This window comes from Photorhabdus temperata (assembly GCF_025384845.1).
Classification (GTDB): Bacteria; Pseudomonadota; Gammaproteobacteria; order Enterobacterales; family Enterobacteriaceae; genus Photorhabdus; species Photorhabdus temperata.
This window is the reverse complement of sequence record NZ_JAJAFX010000014.1, coordinates 81,141-97,192: the sequence shown is the minus strand read 5'-3', so window position 1 is coordinate 97,192 and position 16,052 is coordinate 81,141. Positions and strand designations below refer to the sequence as shown.

Below are 16,052 nucleotides of genomic sequence, written 5' to 3'. Positions count from 1 at the left end.
CTGTAAATTATGGTAAGGACGTTGATGTGTCCTACATTGAATATTTACAAAGATTATCTGATAGTCAAAAATTACTTGATAGCGTTATAAATGCTGGTGATAGGTTAGCAATACAAGCTGCTTTATTAAGGATAAGAGTTCACTTAATGACATTATCGAGCTTTTTTGAAGCATTTAAAATATATCATAATCATCTTTAAAATAAAGAAATTAATTACTTTTACTACCAAGAATTATGGAAATAACTCACATCCAGCTAATAAGGTGCCCAATTATTATAGGCACCTTATTGATAATATTAAACCAGTTCTGTCATCACTAATTTGGCTATTTCGAAATAAATAATCAGGCCCGTACCATCAATAAACGTGGCAATAAAAGGCGCAGATACAACAGCCGGATCAATCGAAAGCCTTTTCAATACCATCGGAATAATGGAAGAAACAATGGCACTCCAGACGGTAATGGCAATGATGGTCAAACTGACAACAATGGTCACCTCAATGCCTACACCTAATATCCAGGCACGGATAAGCGCGGCAAAACCAATCGTTACAGAAACTAAAAATGAAGTGGAAACCTCTTTACGTAACACAGCCCATAGATTACGCAAACTCACTTCCCCCAATGCCATTGCTCTGATTAATGTCGAAGTAATCTGTGTACCACTGTTGCCCCCCGTTCCAATTAATAACGGGATGAAAAACGCCAGAGAAATTGCCGCTTCCAGTTGATCTGAAAAAGCTTTAAGCACAGCACCAGTATAGGCTTCTGCAACAAATAACAACAATAACCAACCAACCCGCTTACGCCATAATGTTATCGGGCTGGTGCTGAGATAAGGTTCATCCAAAGGCAAAGTCGCCCCTTGCAAATGAGCATCTAATGTATTTTCATCTTCGATCAATTCAGCAATATCCTGGGGTCGCAATACTCCCACTAATTTGCCAAAATGAATAACCGGTACACTATCCATGCCACTGTGATTTATCAAACTATAAATATCATGACGCGACTGTTCCGGTGATACGGAAAAATAACTTTGCCTCATAATATCTGATACAAATAAATCATCGGCTACCGTCAATAACACCTTCACCGGTAATATGCCATTCAGATAGCCTTCATCATCAACGACATACAAATAGGTTGGGATTTGTTCTCCTTCAAGCTGCTCAATCAAATTGCTTTTTACCGATAAAACAGAGTCAGAAACAGATACAGAAATAAAACATTGGCTCATATATGCACTGACAGTTGCATCTTCATTTTTCAATTGATGTTTCTGCTGCTGATCAGCGTTTTTTTCGTTAATGGAATGATTAGCTATAGCTAATACATCCACTTTTTCATGGGATGTGACTTTCATGATGTTAGTCCCTATTACTGTTGTGAACTTCAAACAGTACTCACATAGGGGCGAAACCAGATGAGAGAATGCAACAGCTATCTCCACGTCTCAGTTTTAGCACTATACAACGTATCCTGAATTCTCAGAAAGTTACATGGGGATATACCTTGGTTCGATATATCCTGTCCTAATCTTGGGCGTCTCTCGACGTCGTCAGATCAGCAACCTGTGTTTGTATAGGAGCCTCGCCTAACGAGATACTGCACTTATAATGCGGTGCAAATGATAAGCAAAAATCAAGATAGTTCAAGATTAATAGTCAGCTTGTTTAGGTTTCATTTAAGTTACTCATGATAATAAAAAAACGGCACAGATTTTCACCTTTTGCCGTTTAGTGCAAATAATCCTATGAAGGAATTATTTATTTTCTGATTTCTTAGCTTCAACTCTTTCAGCTTCAGTAATCAGTTGGTCAGCCGTTTTACCATCCAGGGATTTATAAAATTTTTGTTTCAGTTCTTTTATGTCGCCATTAGCCCCTGATTTGGCCAAATCATTAAAATCGATGCTATTAAACATAGCTGCCTGAATTGATTCATCAAATTTGGCTTTTTTATCACCGGGCAGCGCATTTCTTACCTTCTCAATGGACGTTTTCAACGCGATTTCATTAGAAGCATCAATTTTAGGTTGGTTATCACAGCTAGCTAATACAGATCCTAACAAACAAATTGCTAACAATTTTTTCATATTCACCCCCGCAGAATATCAAACAAGGGAATAATAACAGAAGCAGAAACAATAAACCGTTTATACCCTTCATCTTTCAAGTTGCTGCTTTGTTGGCTGCTTACCCCAGTCACATCGTTATCTATGCTCCTGGGGATGCGTTCACTTGCCGCCGCGCTGCAACTTGAAATCTATTGGGTATATAATTAGCTAAACTGATAAAGAATAGGGATAAAGTGAAACTTTTCATTTATTCTATTCCAAAACAATTTCTCCTTGCCAGAACTCCCTGACAACGATTTATCAAGCTGTCAGAATATCCTGTAAGTTCTGCTCAACCGTGGTGATTGGACGCATACCAAATTTTTCATTAAATATTGCCAGCAAATTATCTGTCAAGAATGCAGGTGCTGTTGGTCCGGTATAAATATTTTTCACACCAAGGGAAAGCAAAGTCAGCAAAATTACTATCGCTTTCTGCTCAAACTCGCTGTAAGGGAAACCCTCCATGGATTGCGCTTGCTCAATTCCCGCGCTGTTATTGCCCAAGCGGAAAGCCCTTGCAAAACAGCAACCAGTAAATCCTGTAAGTCAGCAGTTTCAGCCGTTTTACCACACACACCTTGCGCGTAAGCACAACCATTACCCGCAGGAGTTCGGATTGTTTGATCTGACGCAACTTCGAAAAGTGGAGGTATTTTAAGGCAGGAACATAAGTTGACCGGATAGCAAATATCACTTAATTCATTGTTATTATTAAAAAATAAAAATATTATTTACCAGAGATACTAAAATCATTTGATTAATATAAATTGTTATCATTATCATTCCGGGTCTAGCATAAACAGATTTGGACCAATCAGATGAGATCGTACCTGCGTTTATCGCCTTACTTAACTATTCTAATAGATAGCGTATTATGACTTTCCGTTGCATTTCACGGTCAATCACAATTTTCAAATATACAGGCCAACCCAGAACGTTCTTTATTCAAGCAACAATGAGCTTCTGATACAGAATCTCATTTTGAAAACCAGCAGATAAAACTCAAAACCAAGGAGAAATAATGTCAGTCATCCACCGTACTGCAAAATATTTTCTGACTGCCATATTGATACTATTGCCTGTCTTTGCTCAGGCAAAAGAAATTATCGTCAAGGATGTCGCCGGCCGGGAGGTTAACGTTGATGCACCGGTCAGTCGGGTTATGCTGGCTGACAGCCGGGTATTGATTGCTCTGAATATTCTTCATCCTGATAATCCGCTTAAAGGTATTATCGCTTGGGATAATGCACTGAAAATCAAATCGCCAGACCTGTCAACCGCCTATGAGAAAGACTTCCCACAGTTACGAAAGATTCCCGTCTTTCCTAACCCTTATCAAAGCGATTTCAGCGTTGAAAAAGCACTGACTTATAAACCCGACTTGGTTATTTTTGATATTGGCCTCCAAGCCAAACTCAATGATAGCAGAACCATTACTTTACTTGAGAAAGCCGGTATTCCCGTTATCTTTATCGATTTCCGGCAATATCCACTGGCAAATACTATTCCCAGTATGACGTTACTTGGGAAAGTATTCGGCGAGGAAGAAAATGCACAAAAATTTATTGCTTTCTATCAGGAAAGGATGAAAACAATTAATGAACGAGTTGGTACGCTGGGCAAAGAACAGCGGCCCCCTGTGTTTATTGAACGCCATGCCGGAATGTTTGGTGCGGAGCATTGTTGTAAAACTTTCGGTAATGGCAATTTTGGTGAATTTGTTACTGCCGCAGGGGGTGATAACCTCGGTGCCCGTTGGTTCCCAGGTATGGGGGGAGAGGTAAACGAAGAACAATTAATCGTCAGCAATCCTGAATTTTATCTGATGACCGCCGCAGATTGGGACAAAGTTCGCCCTGAAAGCCTTTCAGTACCATTGGGTTATACCGGTAATCTAAAACAATCACAGGAACGGCTGGAAGAACTACTGACACGACCAAAACTGAATGTATTAAGAGCATTCCGCGAAAAGCGGGTAATCGCACTGTATCACCAATACTACGATACGCCGTTTAACATTATTGCCGTTGAAGTTATAGCGAAATTCCTGCACCCGAATCTGTTCGAAGATATTGATCCACAAGCCGACAGTCTATATCTGCATAAAACTTTTACAGCCCTTGATGGTAGCGGAGTATTCTGGGTCACAGCAAAATAATATTTCCTTTCAATCCGTTGGAATATTCCAACGGATATTTAATTTCACTGTTTGTTTATAATTTCCGCTTGTTAATATGCATGATATTTTATATAACATGCTAATAGACATCCATTATTTTGTACTCTACTATACTGGTGCTAAAAAATATTAAATATGACAAGATAAACTTGGTTAGGTAATAAATATAAAGCGCACAAATATTCACATATTGAAACTATATTAAGAGGCTATCTCAATAGCGTTATTAATAATCATGGAAAATAAAATAACCTAATGAAATAGACTCTAATTATCACTATTCTTAAACCGAAGTAACCGGAGTATGTTAATGAAACGATTACATGATATTGAGAAAGAGATGTGGCCTGTTGAATCTTATAAAATGCTTATCGATGGGCAATGGGTAGATAGTGTATCCAAAGAAACAGCGAAAAGTTTTAACCCGTCAACAGGAGAATTGTTGGCTAACTATGTATCCGGTAATGCTGAGGATGTTGATCTCGCTGTCAGTGCCGCGAAAAAAGCGTTTCCCGCCTGGAGTCAAACCTCCGCAATCGAAAGACAATCCATTTTACTGAAAATAGCTGACTTGCTGGAAGCAGAACAAGAACGTTTTGCTATGCTTGAATCGCTGGATACCGGCAAGCCATTAAATGAGTCCCGGAATATGGATATCCCTGCCTCCATTGACCATTTCCGCTATTTTGCCGGTGTGATCCGTGCCCATACTGATGAAGCTTCAGTTCTCGATAGTAATACACTCAGCTTGGTGATCCGTGAACCCATTGGTGTTGTCGGACAGGTCATTCCCTGGAATTTCCCGTTATTGATGGCAGCATGGAAACTGGCTCCGGCTCTTGCGGCGGGTAACACCATTGTGATTAATCCAGCAACAATGACACCCATCACACTGCTTGAACTGGGTCGGATACTGAATAAAGTCCTGCCGGCTGGGGTGGTCAATATTGTTACAGGTCGGGGATCCGTCGTCGGTCAAGCTATTCTGGACCATGAAGATGTCGAAAAAGTGGCATTCACGGGTTCCACCAGAGTAGGTTATACCGTAGCCGAAGCCGCGGCCAAAAAGCTTATCCCTGCTACATTGGAACTTGGCGGTAAATCAGCCAATATTATCTTCCCTGATGCCAATATGAAAAAAGCCGTAAAATATGCGGCCAAAGCTATTTTGCTGAATCAAGGGCAAGCGTGTGAATCAGGTTCCCGGTTATTCCTGCATAAAGATATTCATGATGAATTCCTCAACTCCCTGAAAGCAGAATTTGAATCTGTCCGGGTTGGTGACCCACTGGAAAAAGAAACACAGATGGGAAGTCAGGTCAGCCAGGAACAAATGGAAAAAATTCTCAGCTATGTCGATATTGCGAAAAGAGAGGGCGCAACTATCCTGACTGGTGGCAAACGGATTACTGGCGAAGGTTATGATGATGGTTTCTTTATTCAACCAACCATCATTATCGATGTGACCAATGAAATGCAGGTAGCACGCGAAGAAATTTTTGGCCCTGTATTGACCGTCATTCCATTCAGTGAAGAAGAAGACGTGATCAGAATGGCAAATGATTCTGATTATGGTTTGGCTGGCGCTGTCTGGACACAGGATATCGACCGCGCATTACGTGTAGCCAAAGCTGTCAGAACGGGTCGTATGTGGATTAACACTTACCATGAGCTGCCAGCTCACGCACCATTTGGCGGCTACAAAAAATCAGGTCTTGGAAGAGAGACACACAAAATGATGCTGGATTCTTACACTCAGGTTAAGAGCATCTACATCAAAACCAGTGAAGAATAATATCAATCAGTTATTAGTGATTTAAAGAAGCCTTCCGTCTGGAAGGCTTAGATCGGCTGACCAACCTCATTCAAAATAATGAGGTTGGTTTTTTCATTATGAAAAATGTTGTGTCCATTTTTCCCCATTAAGCCGGTTTGATCGCCCATCTAGGCGCCATTTTGGCCGCTATATCTTTATTACTGAGACCATAGCAAAACAGGGAAATAACCACTCACTCCTTCTCTTTTAATATATCGTTTTGCGGCTTAAATTTAACAGGGGTAAATATAGGATGCTTAATAAATACATTTTCCTCGGATGTCCTGGCTCAGTGATCTAATCCCGGTCTTTTTGTTAATTACGCTAATGGTGAAATGGGCCAGTCTATTTCCGGTGTTTTCGAAGTATCAACTCGATTAAGCATAATTCGGTATTTTTTCCATTCTTTCAGCAATTGTGCCTCTTCATTTGTTGCCATATCAAGTTCTACAGCATCAGAAAGCGGCGTTATTTTTTCATTTGCAAGAGATAGAAATTGCGCTCTTTGGATTTCCGCTATAGCTATCAATTGCTCTTTTGTTGGTGGTGGAATATCTTCCCAGCAAGGAAGACCATCTTCGCCATAGGAAAGTATTTTTCCTATGGGCGGCATTCCCGAAAACTCATTGAATATGTCATCAGTTACAGATATGGGATCGTTTGGCCATGAGCCTGCTTCAATGTAATCCTGCTGTAATGATAGCGGATAAAATGCTTTATTTAATGCGCTAAATATATAGTTTTTTTCATTCATATTAATACCCTATTGCTCTATAAAATGCTGCTACAGGAATTTGTAAATTTGCAATACTGCTAAAACATTGGAATTGACCATTATTGACCATCATTATTGAAAATGTGCCAGCATGTTGAGGGGCGTTACCAACGTGAGTTAACGTGACGTTGAGACATGTATTCGGGAATGGGATTGGAAAGTTATTTAAAGCACCAGGTTCGGCATAAGCATTGCCTTTAACTGATGCTATTCCCCACATTTCAATTAAACCCGAAGGTAGTTTTTGCCATCCGACTTGATTCAGGTTAGCGGTGAAAAATGACATATCAGGTACCTGATTTTCACTATTCCCTATCGTTATCTTTGTTGTATCTGATAAACCAAGGTTCTTTATAAACTCAGCTTTATCAGGAATGTCTGCGCCGTTTTGGTCTTTTGCCAGTCGATTATTAGCATTATCATTTACATCAGAAACAAGCTTCTGAGTTGGAGCGAGTGTATTACTGTTGCCTATTTGGTCTGTGAGTTGAATAATCCCTTTTTCTGTTAATGAGGCATCGCGAATTTCCGTTGTGTTTTTTTGTTCTAACGCTTTTTTGAATTGGGCGGTGAGTTTGTCTATATCCCCATTATCCAGAACATCATCGCCAGATTGTGTTGCGATAAAATTAGCGACGACAGTGGATATGGTTGACGACTGACGTAATGCCTTATTTAATAGTTCGGCGGTAATATTTCCTGTTGGAAACCCAGTTTGCAAATTTTGATCTTTTTCATATATTTCTTGATTCACTATATTTGCATTTTCACTAATAGAAAAAGCCTTGAAATCATTCTTTTGACTCATATATTTTCTCCAATTAAGTACTGCATTTTATAAGCAATATAGTGAATTTTTATAGAAATAATTTTTCCCTATTCACGCCGGCTATAGTTTAGTGAGAAAAAAGAATAATGGAATATTTTTATAACTTATGGGGTTAACTATTTTTATATAATTGGTGGTAATAAGTATTTTAATGTTTTGTAATCTGAAATATATCTAAACTATTTGTATTTAATGTTTGAAAATGATTTCTATTAATTCCATTTAGGGTCTGAAAAGGTTGGGTGATTGCCATTATCTAAGTCTGTTTTTTCTAATTATTTGTAGTAGGTATGTATAATATTGCTCAATAATATGAATTTCATTGATAATATTAAGGTGTTAATGTTGGTTTAATATTTTAATGATTATTGATGTTGAATGGCTACAAAATACCAGAATCAATAAAATGATTGAGACCGGGTGTTATTATAATCCCGGTCTTTTTTAAGCTATGATAATATTTGCATTATTCTGCCATAGCTACTAATTTATGTGGTAAATAATTACGACAAACCAACTTCAACAGAGATCTTATATTCCCCATACCCGTAAATAGACTATTATATCAGAATCTGGAAAAGCGCTGTAAACCCCTACAGGATGATAAAGCCCTGTCCACACTGTAATTGAAGTGTTGCTGGCATTTGCTACAAGTGGTGTTTCAATATAAGGTCCCACTGTATCAGTAACTGAAACTGATGCACCAAGAAAAGCAGTTGGAAATGCAATTGGAAAAGAAACATTTGCTATTCGTTCATGATATGTTGCATTCTTTTTATTAGAATTACTTTTCATAATTACTCTTACATATTGCTCTATAATTCCACTAGGACTCTTCCACCAACCTTTATCGTTACCTAATTTACTGGAAAAGAAACTGGCATCTGGGATTTGATTAGCTGTGTTTCCTATTTCTCGTTTCGCGGCTTCTTTTAAACCTAAGTTTTTCACAAACTCATTTTTATTAGGAATATCAGCACCGTTTTGTGCTTTTTCTAGTCTGTTATTAGTATTATCATTTATATCGGAAACAAGTTTCTGAGTTGCAGCCAGTGTATTACTATTGCCAATCACATCTGTAAGCTGAACAATACCTTTCTGTGTTAATGAGGAGTCAGGAACTTGTGTTGTAATTTTTATTTCTAACGCTTTATTTAATTGTGCGGTGAGTTTAGCTATATTACCATCATCCAAAACATCACTGCCAGATTCTGTTGCAATAAAATCAGCTACAACAGATGATATTGTTGATGACTGACGTAATGCCTTATTTAATACATGAGTGGTAAGACCTATTGGGGGAAATCCAGTCTGCAACTCTGGACTATTTTCATATAAATTTTGATCCACCACATTAGCATTATCTTTAATAGAAAATGCTTTAAAGTCATTCTTGAGATTCATATATATCTTCCTAAGGTTTAATAGTGAGTTTTATAGGTAATATCTTGAATTATTGTAATAGTAATTTACTATCGCTCGTAGTTTAGAGATTAAAAATAATAATTAAATATCTTTATAGCTTATGGGGTTAATTATTTTTCGTATGTTCTTAATGATAATTAATTTTTTCTTATAGGAACTGTCTTAAATAATTTATATTTTTAAATGTTTTTTATGGAAAGTAAATTTCAATGACGGATAAGATTGCGAATATCTAATGAAATATAAAATCTTGGAGGAGGATAGCTCGGATGATGAAAAAACATTTTCTTCTGTAGTATTAGAGATAATACAATAATAGAATGATTAAGGCCGGATTTCTGGTTTAATTCCGGTCTCTTTATTAGTTATGATAATGAAGGAATTGACTGATCAAGTTTTATTACATCAGAAAGTGGGAGGGTATTCTGTGAATTTAAGGGAGATAAATAATAAGCCGGATTTATTCCGGCTTTGTTTTTTTATTTTTAAATATATTGATTTGAATTAAATGTTGTTTAAAAAAATATAAAATACAACTGTGGAGAATATATCAAATAGTCTCGAATATATGTTACCAGTGTAATGATAAGTAAATATATCTGGAAAATAGGAAAAATAAATCGTTATAATTGTCCCTGATATAGTGAAGTGAGATACCGTAGTGACTAAAATATATAGTGATGAATATTGGATGCAGCAGGCGATGGAACGAGCAATAAAAGCCTGGGAGCAAGGGGAAATACCTGTAGGCGCTGTATTGGTCGCTGACAATGAAATCATTGCTGAAGGCTGGAATCAGTCCATTATTAAGCATGATCCCACTGCTCATGCTGAAATTATTGTGTTACGGAAAGGGGGAGAGCGGTTACAAAATTATCGTCTGTTGAATACCACGTTATATGTCACTCTTGAACCTTGCACTATGTGTGCGGGTTCTATGGTGCATAGCCGGATACAGCGACTGGTTTATGGTGCCAACGATATGAAAACCGGCGCAGTCGGTTCTTTGATTGATATATTGCGCCATCCCGGTATGAATCATCAGATTGAAATTACAGGCGGCGTACTTGCTAAAGAGTGTTCCACGATGTTGAGTGCTTTTTTTAAACAACGTCGGGAACAACATAAGGCATTAAAAGCCGCCAGAAAACAGCGGGAAGAAAATCAATAAATATCATTGGTGGGGGAGTTGTTTACTCTGCTTTTGATTTTTCTTCCTGAGAAACTAATTTCTTCCGGTTTTCTTTTGCCTGTAAATATCCAACTAAACTAAGTTGATAACGGCGGATATTTTCGACATAGCGATAAGCCTCATGCCCACGGGCATACCCGTAGGTGGTATTGGTATAGTATTTTTTCTGGCTTAACAGCGGTATTCGGGCTTTTACATCAAGCCAGCTATTGGGATTTCCTTTCTGTGATGCCGTTAGTTTACGAGCATCCAGCATGTGACCATAGCCCATATTGTAAGCAGCCAGTGCAAACCAGATTCGCTCATCTTTAGGGATGTTTTCAGGTAGTCGTTTCATCAGATTTTGTAAATAGATTGCGCCGCCTTTAATACTTTCTTCTGGATCAAGGCGGTCAACAACACCTAACCCTTTAGCCGTCGGGTTGGTTAACATCATCAGGCCACGCACACCTGTGGGAGAGGTTGCCTGTGGGTCCCAGTGAGACTCCTGCCAGGCAATTGCAGCCAGTAGTTGCCAGCTGATTTCGCTGGAGTATTTCTCAAACAGAGGTTGATAAGCAGGCAGAATATGATCAATAGCACTGAGAAAAGAGAGTGTATCGAAATAATCAAATGAGCCGACATGACCGAAATATTTCTCTTCCAGCCGTGGCATCACATCTTCTTCCGTCATCTGGCTGAAAAAATCCAGCATGGCGGCATAAAGGCTGTAATCATCAATACGTTTTAAATACCACGTCAGGGGATTATCTTCACTGATATCAAAAGCGACGGCCAGATTAGGGTGAGTACGCTGTTGCAACGCGACATTGATAGAGTCGCCCAAGGTGTAATCCAGTTTGCCCTCTGATACCCGCTCCAGTAATTCCCGGGTGTTGTATTGCTGTGTCTCATCCCATTCAAGTTCCGGGTAAGACTCTTCTTTCATCTTTTTCAGCGTACTAACATGAGCCGAACCAGAAGTGACCAGCAATTTGCCTTTCAAATCCTTAAAAGAGCGGGGACGTGGAGTCCCTTTGCGGTAAATCAGTTGTTGAGAAACAGAATAGTAAGCTGGACCCGTGCGGGTTTGCTCCAGTCTCTCCTCATTATAGGTAAGACCGGCAGCCAAAAAATCTGCGTCACCCTTTTCCAGATCGTCAAATAATTGGTTGAAATTTGTTCTGAATTTGATTTCCAATTTAACGCCAAGATAATCAGCAAAGCGTTTCGCCAGCTCGTAATCAAACCCATTGGGTTCTTTTTTACTTGTAAGATGAATCAGAGGTGAGCTGATTGTGCTAATCCGTAGCTCTCCCTTGGTCATGATCCTGTTAATCTGCTCCTGCTGTTTATTCGGCCAACTGATGTTCAGACTGATGATTGCGGCAGAAAAAAGAGCGATAACAATGATAACGAAATAGTTTATTTTTATATTATTCAAACAATTATCTCTGTATAACGCGGTGTGGTGCGATGCAAAAACGCGTTATATTATCATGGCTAAATTTCCAGTGATTGAGCATTTTGCGGAACAAAAACTTGCGGCGCAACTTAATTGATACCATTTGCATAACCTGGCGATAAGATAATTAGCATTAATAATCGTCACGCAAACGGTTTCGTCACTGGTCGCAATCCTCTATAATGTGCCCGTTTCCCCCTGAGGCATCAGTCAGGCTTTGCTTCTAAGATGAGAGAATGTATTACTATGGAAATTCTGCGTGGCTCACCCGCTTTATCGGCATTTCGTATCACCAAGCTTCTTTCTGTGTGTCAGGAACAGCAACTTCCGGTCAATGATATTTATGCGGAATATGTTCATTTCGCAGAAATTAATGCAACTTTGAGTGATGCTGATTCAGCAAAATTACAACGATTATTAAAATATGGACCTTCTCTGGCTGAACACGAACCACAAGGTACGTTGCTGTTAGTGACTCCTCGTCCGGGAACCATTTCCCCGTGGTCTTCGAAAGCAACCGATATTGCTCACAATTGTGGTCTGTCTCAGGTTGTGCGTTTGGAGCGTGGTCTGGCTTACTACGTTCAGTGTGATGAAATGAGTGATGCACAATGGCAAATGTTGTCGGCGTTGTTGCATGACCGGATGATGGAAACGGTTTTTACTCAACTGGAACAGGCGGAGAAATTATTTTCTCATCAGCAACCCGCTCCGTTAAAACGCATTGATATTCTGCAAACAGGGCGTAGTGCGTTAGAGAAAGCCAATATTGAACTTGGATTGGCGTTGGCCCCGGATGAGATTGATTATCTGATGGAAGCTTTCCAAAAACTGGAACGTAATCCAACCGATGTTGAGCTTTATATGTTTGCTCAGGCTAATTCAGAGCATTGTCGCCATAAAATATTTAATGCTGACTGGATTATTGATGGTCAGGAACAGCCAAAATCACTGTTCAAAATGATCAAAAATACCTATGAGCAGACACCTGATTATGTCTTGTCAGCTTATAAGGATAATGCCGCTGTGATGGAAGGGTCTGCTGTTGGCCGTTTCTTTGCCAGTGCGGAAGACGGTTCATATGATTACCATCAGGAGCAGGCCCATATCCTGATGAAAGTTGAAACGCATAATCATCCAACCGCAATTTCCCCGTGGCCGGGAGCATCGACAGGTTCTGGTGGCGAAATCCGCGATGAAGGCGCGACGGGGCGAGGCGCCAAGCCAAAAGCCGGGTTGGTGGGATTTTCGGTATCCAATCTGCGGATACCGGGTTTTGAACAGCCGTGGGAAGAGGATTTCGGTAAACCGGATCGTATTGTCAGCGCCTTGGATATCATGACTGAAGGCCCTCTGGGCGGCGCTGCATTTAATAACGAATTTGGCCGTCCGGCGCTGCTGGGTTATTTTCGTACCTATGAAGAAAAAGTAAACAGCCATAACGGCAGTGAATTACGTGGCTACCACAAACCCATCATGTTGGCGGGTGGGATGGGTAATATCCGTGATGAGCATGTCAAAAAGGGTGAAATATCTGTTGGCGCTAAATTAATTGTGCTTGGCGGCCCGTCTATGAACATTGGTTTGGGCGGTGGTGCGGCATCTTCTATGGCATCTGGTCAATCTGATGCTGATCTAGATTTTGCTTCTGTTCAACGTGATAACCCGGAAATGGAACGCCGTTGTCAGGAAGTGATTGATTGCTGTTGGCAATTGGGTGAAAACAACCCGATTCTGTTCATTCATGATGTCGGTGCTGGTGGGCTTTCTAATGCTATGCCTGAGTTGGTAAGTGATGGTGGTCGCGGTGGACGGTTTGAACTACGCAAAATTCTTAATGATGAGCCGGGAATGAGTCCGCTGGAAGTCTGGTGTAATGAATCTCAGGAACGTTATGTACTGGCTGTTGCGCCAGAACAGCTTCCTCTGTTTGAGGAAATTTGCCGGCGTGAGCGGGCGCCTTATGCCGTTATCGGCGAGGCAACAGAAGAGCGTCATTTGCTGCTGAATGATGAACACTTTGATAACCAGCCAATTGGTATGCCGCTGGATGTGCTGCTGGGTAAAACGCCAAAAATGTTGCGTAATGTCAGTACATTAAAAGCCAGTGGTGAAAGCCTTGAACGCAGGGATATCAATCTGGCGGAGGCTGTTAAGCGCATTATGCACTTGCCGGCTGTGGCGGAAAAAACATTCCTGATAACGATAGGCGATCGTACTGTGACTGGCATGGTTTCCCGTGATCAGATGGTTGGCCCGTGGCAGATCCCGGTGGCAGATTGTGCGGTGACTACCGCCAGTCTTGATAGCTACTATGGCGAAGCGATGTCTATGGGGGAACGATCGCCAGTCGCGTTGCTGGATTTTGCCGCCTCTGCCCGTATGGCTGTTGGTGAAGCGCTAACTAATATCGCTTCCGCTTATGTTCAGGATTTGAAACGTATTAAGCTTTCGGCTAACTGGATGTCTGCCGCGGGTCATCCTGGAGAGGATGCCGGTTTGTATGCGGCAGTTAAAGCTGTGGGTGAGGAGTTGTGTCCTGCTCTGGGGCTGACTATTCCCGTGGGTAAAGATTCCATGTCGATGAAAACCCGCTGGCATGACAAAGGTGAAGAGCGTGAAATGACGTCACCTTTATCGCTGGTGATTACGGCCTTTGCCAGAGTGGAAGATGTGCGTCGTACAGTAACGCCTGAGCTTTCCATTGATGAAGATAATGCGTTGTTGTTAATCGATTTGGGGCAAGGGAAGAACACATTGGGTGGCACCGCGTTGGCGCAGGTTTACCGCCAGCTTGGTAACAAGACTGCTGATGTACGTAGCGCTGAACAATTGGCTGGATTTTTCAATGCGATTCAGCAACTGATTGCAGAACAGAAATTGCTGGCCTATCACGACCGTTCTGATGGTGGCTTGCTGGTAACGCTGGCTGAAATGGCTTTTGCCGGTCATTGTGGCATTGAAGCTGATATCAGTGTGTTTGATGAAGATATTCTGGCTGCGTTGTTTACGGAAGAGTTGGGTGCTGTGGTTCAGATCCGTGCATCTGATAAAGCGTTTGTTGAAAACCTGCTGGCAGAACATGGATTGGCTGACTGTGTGCATTATTTGGGTAAGGCCAAAGTGGGTGATGATTTTGTCATCTTTAGTGGCAATACCGAAGTATATCGCCAGAATCGCAGTACTCTGCGTCTATGGTGGGCTGAAACCACATGGCAAATGCAGCGTCTGCGTGATAATCCAGAGTGTGCAGATCAGGAGCATCAGGCCAAACGGGATAATCAAGATCCCGGATTGAATGTAAAACTGACGTTTGATATTTCAGAAGATATTGCCGCACCTTACATTTTGCAGCAGGTAAGACCGAAAGTGGCTGTCCTGCGTGAACAGGGTGTTAACTCTCATGTTGAAATGGCTGCTGCCTTCCACCGGGCAGGTTTTGACGCTATTGATATGCATATGAGTGATTTGCTGTCTGGACGTATTGGATTGGAACAGTTCCAGACACTGGTTGCTTGTGGCGGCTTCTCTTATGGTGACGTGCTGGGTGCCGGTGAAGGTTGGGCGAAATCAATTCTGTTCAACGAACGCGTTCGTGATGAATTTGCGGCTTTCTTTACACGGCCTGATACTCTGGCGCTGGGTGTTTGTAATGGTTGCCAGATGATGTCTAACCTGCGGGAGTTGATCCCTGGTGCGGAACATTGGCCGCGTTTTGTTCGTAACCGCTCAGAACGTTTTGAGGCTCGTTTCAGTTTGGTGGAAATTATGGACAGTCCGTCACTCTTCCTGAAAGATATGGTGGGTTCACGTATGCCGATTGCTGTTTCTCATGGTGAAGGGCAAGTGGAATTCCGCGATAGCCAGCATCTTAAGATGCTTGAAAGCAACCAGTTAGTGGCTCTGCGTTACGTGAACAACTATGGTCAGGTCACGGAAAACTACCCGGCTAACCCCAATGGTTCAGTGAATGGTATTACCGCAGTCACCAGCCTTGATGGGCGGGCAACCGTGATGATGCCACATCCAGAAAGGGTATCCCGCACTGTGAATAACTCCTGGCATCCAGAGGAGTGGAACGAAGATGGTCCGTGGATGCGGATTTTCCGTAATGCCCGTAAGCAGTTGGGGTAGTATTGCTGTATAAGTAAATTGTGTCAGGCGGTTTTTTAGGCTGATAGTGCTCATTGGCTTCATTGGGATTTTTCGTTCGGTAACTGACGTGAAATTACAATTGAAGCCATTTTTTATTTCTTTTGTCTGCTGA

The 16,052-nt window shown here is 41.1% G+C and carries 11 protein-coding genes, 2 pseudogenes and 1 riboswitch; of the genes and pseudogenes, 5 read left to right on the top strand and 8 right to left on the bottom strand.

Going from position 1 to position 16,052, the window contains the following annotated elements:
* The coding region (locus tag LGZ99_RS07715; RefSeq protein WP_390894005.1) for a hypothetical protein at positions 1-200 on the top strand (200 nt) is incomplete at its 5' end.
* Positions 201-298: 98 nt separating this feature from the next.
* Here LGZ99_RS07715 and LGZ99_RS07710 read toward each other — a convergent pair.
* From LGZ99_RS07710 to LGZ99_RS24790, 4 genes and pseudogenes are all read right to left on the bottom strand, one after another.
* A complete protein-coding gene (locus LGZ99_RS07710) occupies positions 299-1,369 on the bottom strand; it encodes a magnesium transporter (RefSeq protein WP_262979005.1) in 1,071 nt (356 codons plus the stop codon).
* Between the two features lie 74 nt (positions 1,370-1,443).
* Positions 1,444-1,615: riboswitch (M-box (ykoK) riboswitch) on the bottom strand.
* Between the two features lie 153 nt (positions 1,616-1,768).
* Positions 1,769-2,101, bottom strand: a complete 333-nt coding sequence (locus LGZ99_RS07705; protein ID WP_021323929.1) for a DUF6694 family lipoprotein — start codon at positions 2,099-2,101, stop codon at positions 1,769-1,771.
* A gap of 282 nt (positions 2,102-2,383) precedes the next feature.
* Positions 2,384-2,572, bottom strand: a pseudogene (locus tag LGZ99_RS07700) (hydroxylamine reductase); the annotation flags it as partial.
* Between the two features lie 32 nt (positions 2,573-2,604).
* Positions 2,605-2,778, bottom strand: a pseudogene (locus LGZ99_RS24790) (hydroxylamine reductase); the annotation flags it as partial.
* Positions 2,779-3,146: 368 nt separating this feature from the next.
* On the opposite strand from LGZ99_RS24790, the gene LGZ99_RS07695 reads away from it, so the two are divergent.
* A complete protein-coding gene (locus LGZ99_RS07695; RefSeq protein ID WP_262979004.1) occupies positions 3,147-4,283 on the top strand; it encodes an ABC transporter substrate-binding protein in 1,137 nt (378 codons plus the stop codon).
* A gap of 331 nt (positions 4,284-4,614) precedes the next feature.
* On the top strand, positions 4,615-6,099 hold the full coding sequence (locus LGZ99_RS07690; RefSeq protein ID WP_023043515.1) for an aldehyde dehydrogenase family protein: 1,485 nt from the start codon (positions 4,615-4,617) through the stop codon (positions 6,097-6,099).
* 340 nt (positions 6,100-6,439) lie between these two features.
* Here LGZ99_RS07690 and LGZ99_RS07685 read toward each other — a convergent pair whose 3' ends face one another.
* From LGZ99_RS07685 to LGZ99_RS07675, 3 genes are all read right to left on the bottom strand, one after another.
* Positions 6,440-6,874, bottom strand: a complete 435-nt coding sequence (locus LGZ99_RS07685; RefSeq protein ID WP_023043513.1) for a tail fiber assembly protein — start codon at positions 6,872-6,874, stop codon at positions 6,440-6,442.
* Position 6,875: 1 nt separating this feature from the next.
* The gene (locus tag LGZ99_RS07680; protein ID WP_046975498.1) at positions 6,876-7,703 is read right to left on the bottom strand and encodes a phage tail protein; all 828 of its coding nucleotides are present in this window, start codon (positions 7,701-7,703) and stop codon (positions 6,876-6,878) included.
* 552 nt (positions 7,704-8,255) lie between these two features.
* Complete coding sequence (locus tag LGZ99_RS07675; protein WP_262979003.1) at positions 8,256-9,128, bottom strand: phage tail protein; 873 nt, start codon at positions 9,126-9,128, stop codon at positions 8,256-8,258.
* Positions 9,129-9,810: 682 nt separating this feature from the next.
* On the opposite strand from LGZ99_RS07675, the gene tadA reads away from it, so the two are divergent.
* Positions 9,811-10,320, top strand: a complete 510-nt coding sequence (gene tadA, locus LGZ99_RS07670; protein WP_031280510.1) for a tRNA adenosine(34) deaminase TadA — start codon at positions 9,811-9,813, stop codon at positions 10,318-10,320.
* Between the two features lie 22 nt (positions 10,321-10,342).
* On the opposite strand, the gene mltF is transcribed toward tadA, so the two are convergent.
* Positions 10,343-11,764 (bottom strand): membrane-bound lytic murein transglycosylase MltF, encoded by a 1,422-nt coding sequence (gene mltF / locus LGZ99_RS07665; RefSeq protein WP_023043509.1) that lies wholly within the window; start codon positions 11,762-11,764, stop codon positions 10,343-10,345.
* A gap of 267 nt (positions 11,765-12,031) precedes the next feature.
* Here mltF and purL point away from each other — a divergent pair, with 267 nt between their 5' ends.
* A complete protein-coding gene (purL, locus tag LGZ99_RS07660) occupies positions 12,032-15,919 on the top strand; it encodes a phosphoribosylformylglycinamidine synthase (RefSeq protein ID WP_262979002.1) in 3,888 nt (1,295 codons plus the stop codon).
* The last annotated feature ends 133 nt before the right edge of the window (positions 15,920-16,052 follow it).

Coding starts and splice junctions, on each gene's coding strand:
- LGZ99_RS07710 (WP_262979005.1), bottom strand. CDS start 1,369: ATGAAAGTCACATCCCATGAAAAAGTGGATGTATTAGCTATAGCTAAT.
- LGZ99_RS07705 (WP_021323929.1), bottom strand. CDS start 2,101: ATGAAAAAATTGTTAGCAATTTGTTTGTTAGGATCTGTATTAGCTAGC.
- LGZ99_RS07695 (WP_262979004.1), top strand. CDS start 3,147: ATGTCAGTCATCCACCGTACTGCAAAATATTTTCTGACTGCCATATTG.
- LGZ99_RS07690 (WP_023043515.1), top strand. CDS start 4,615: ATGAAACGATTACATGATATTGAGAAAGAGATGTGGCCTGTTGAATCT.
- LGZ99_RS07685 (WP_023043513.1), bottom strand. CDS start 6,874: ATGAATGAAAAAAACTATATATTTAGCGCATTAAATAAAGCATTTTAT.
- LGZ99_RS07680 (WP_046975498.1), bottom strand. CDS start 7,703: ATGAGTCAAAAGAATGATTTCAAGGCTTTTTCTATTAGTGAAAATGCA.
- LGZ99_RS07675 (WP_262979003.1), bottom strand. CDS start 9,128: ATGAATCTCAAGAATGACTTTAAAGCATTTTCTATTAAAGATAATGCT.
- purL (WP_262979002.1), top strand. CDS start 12,032: ATGGAAATTCTGCGTGGCTCACCCGCTTTATCGGCATTTCGTATCACC.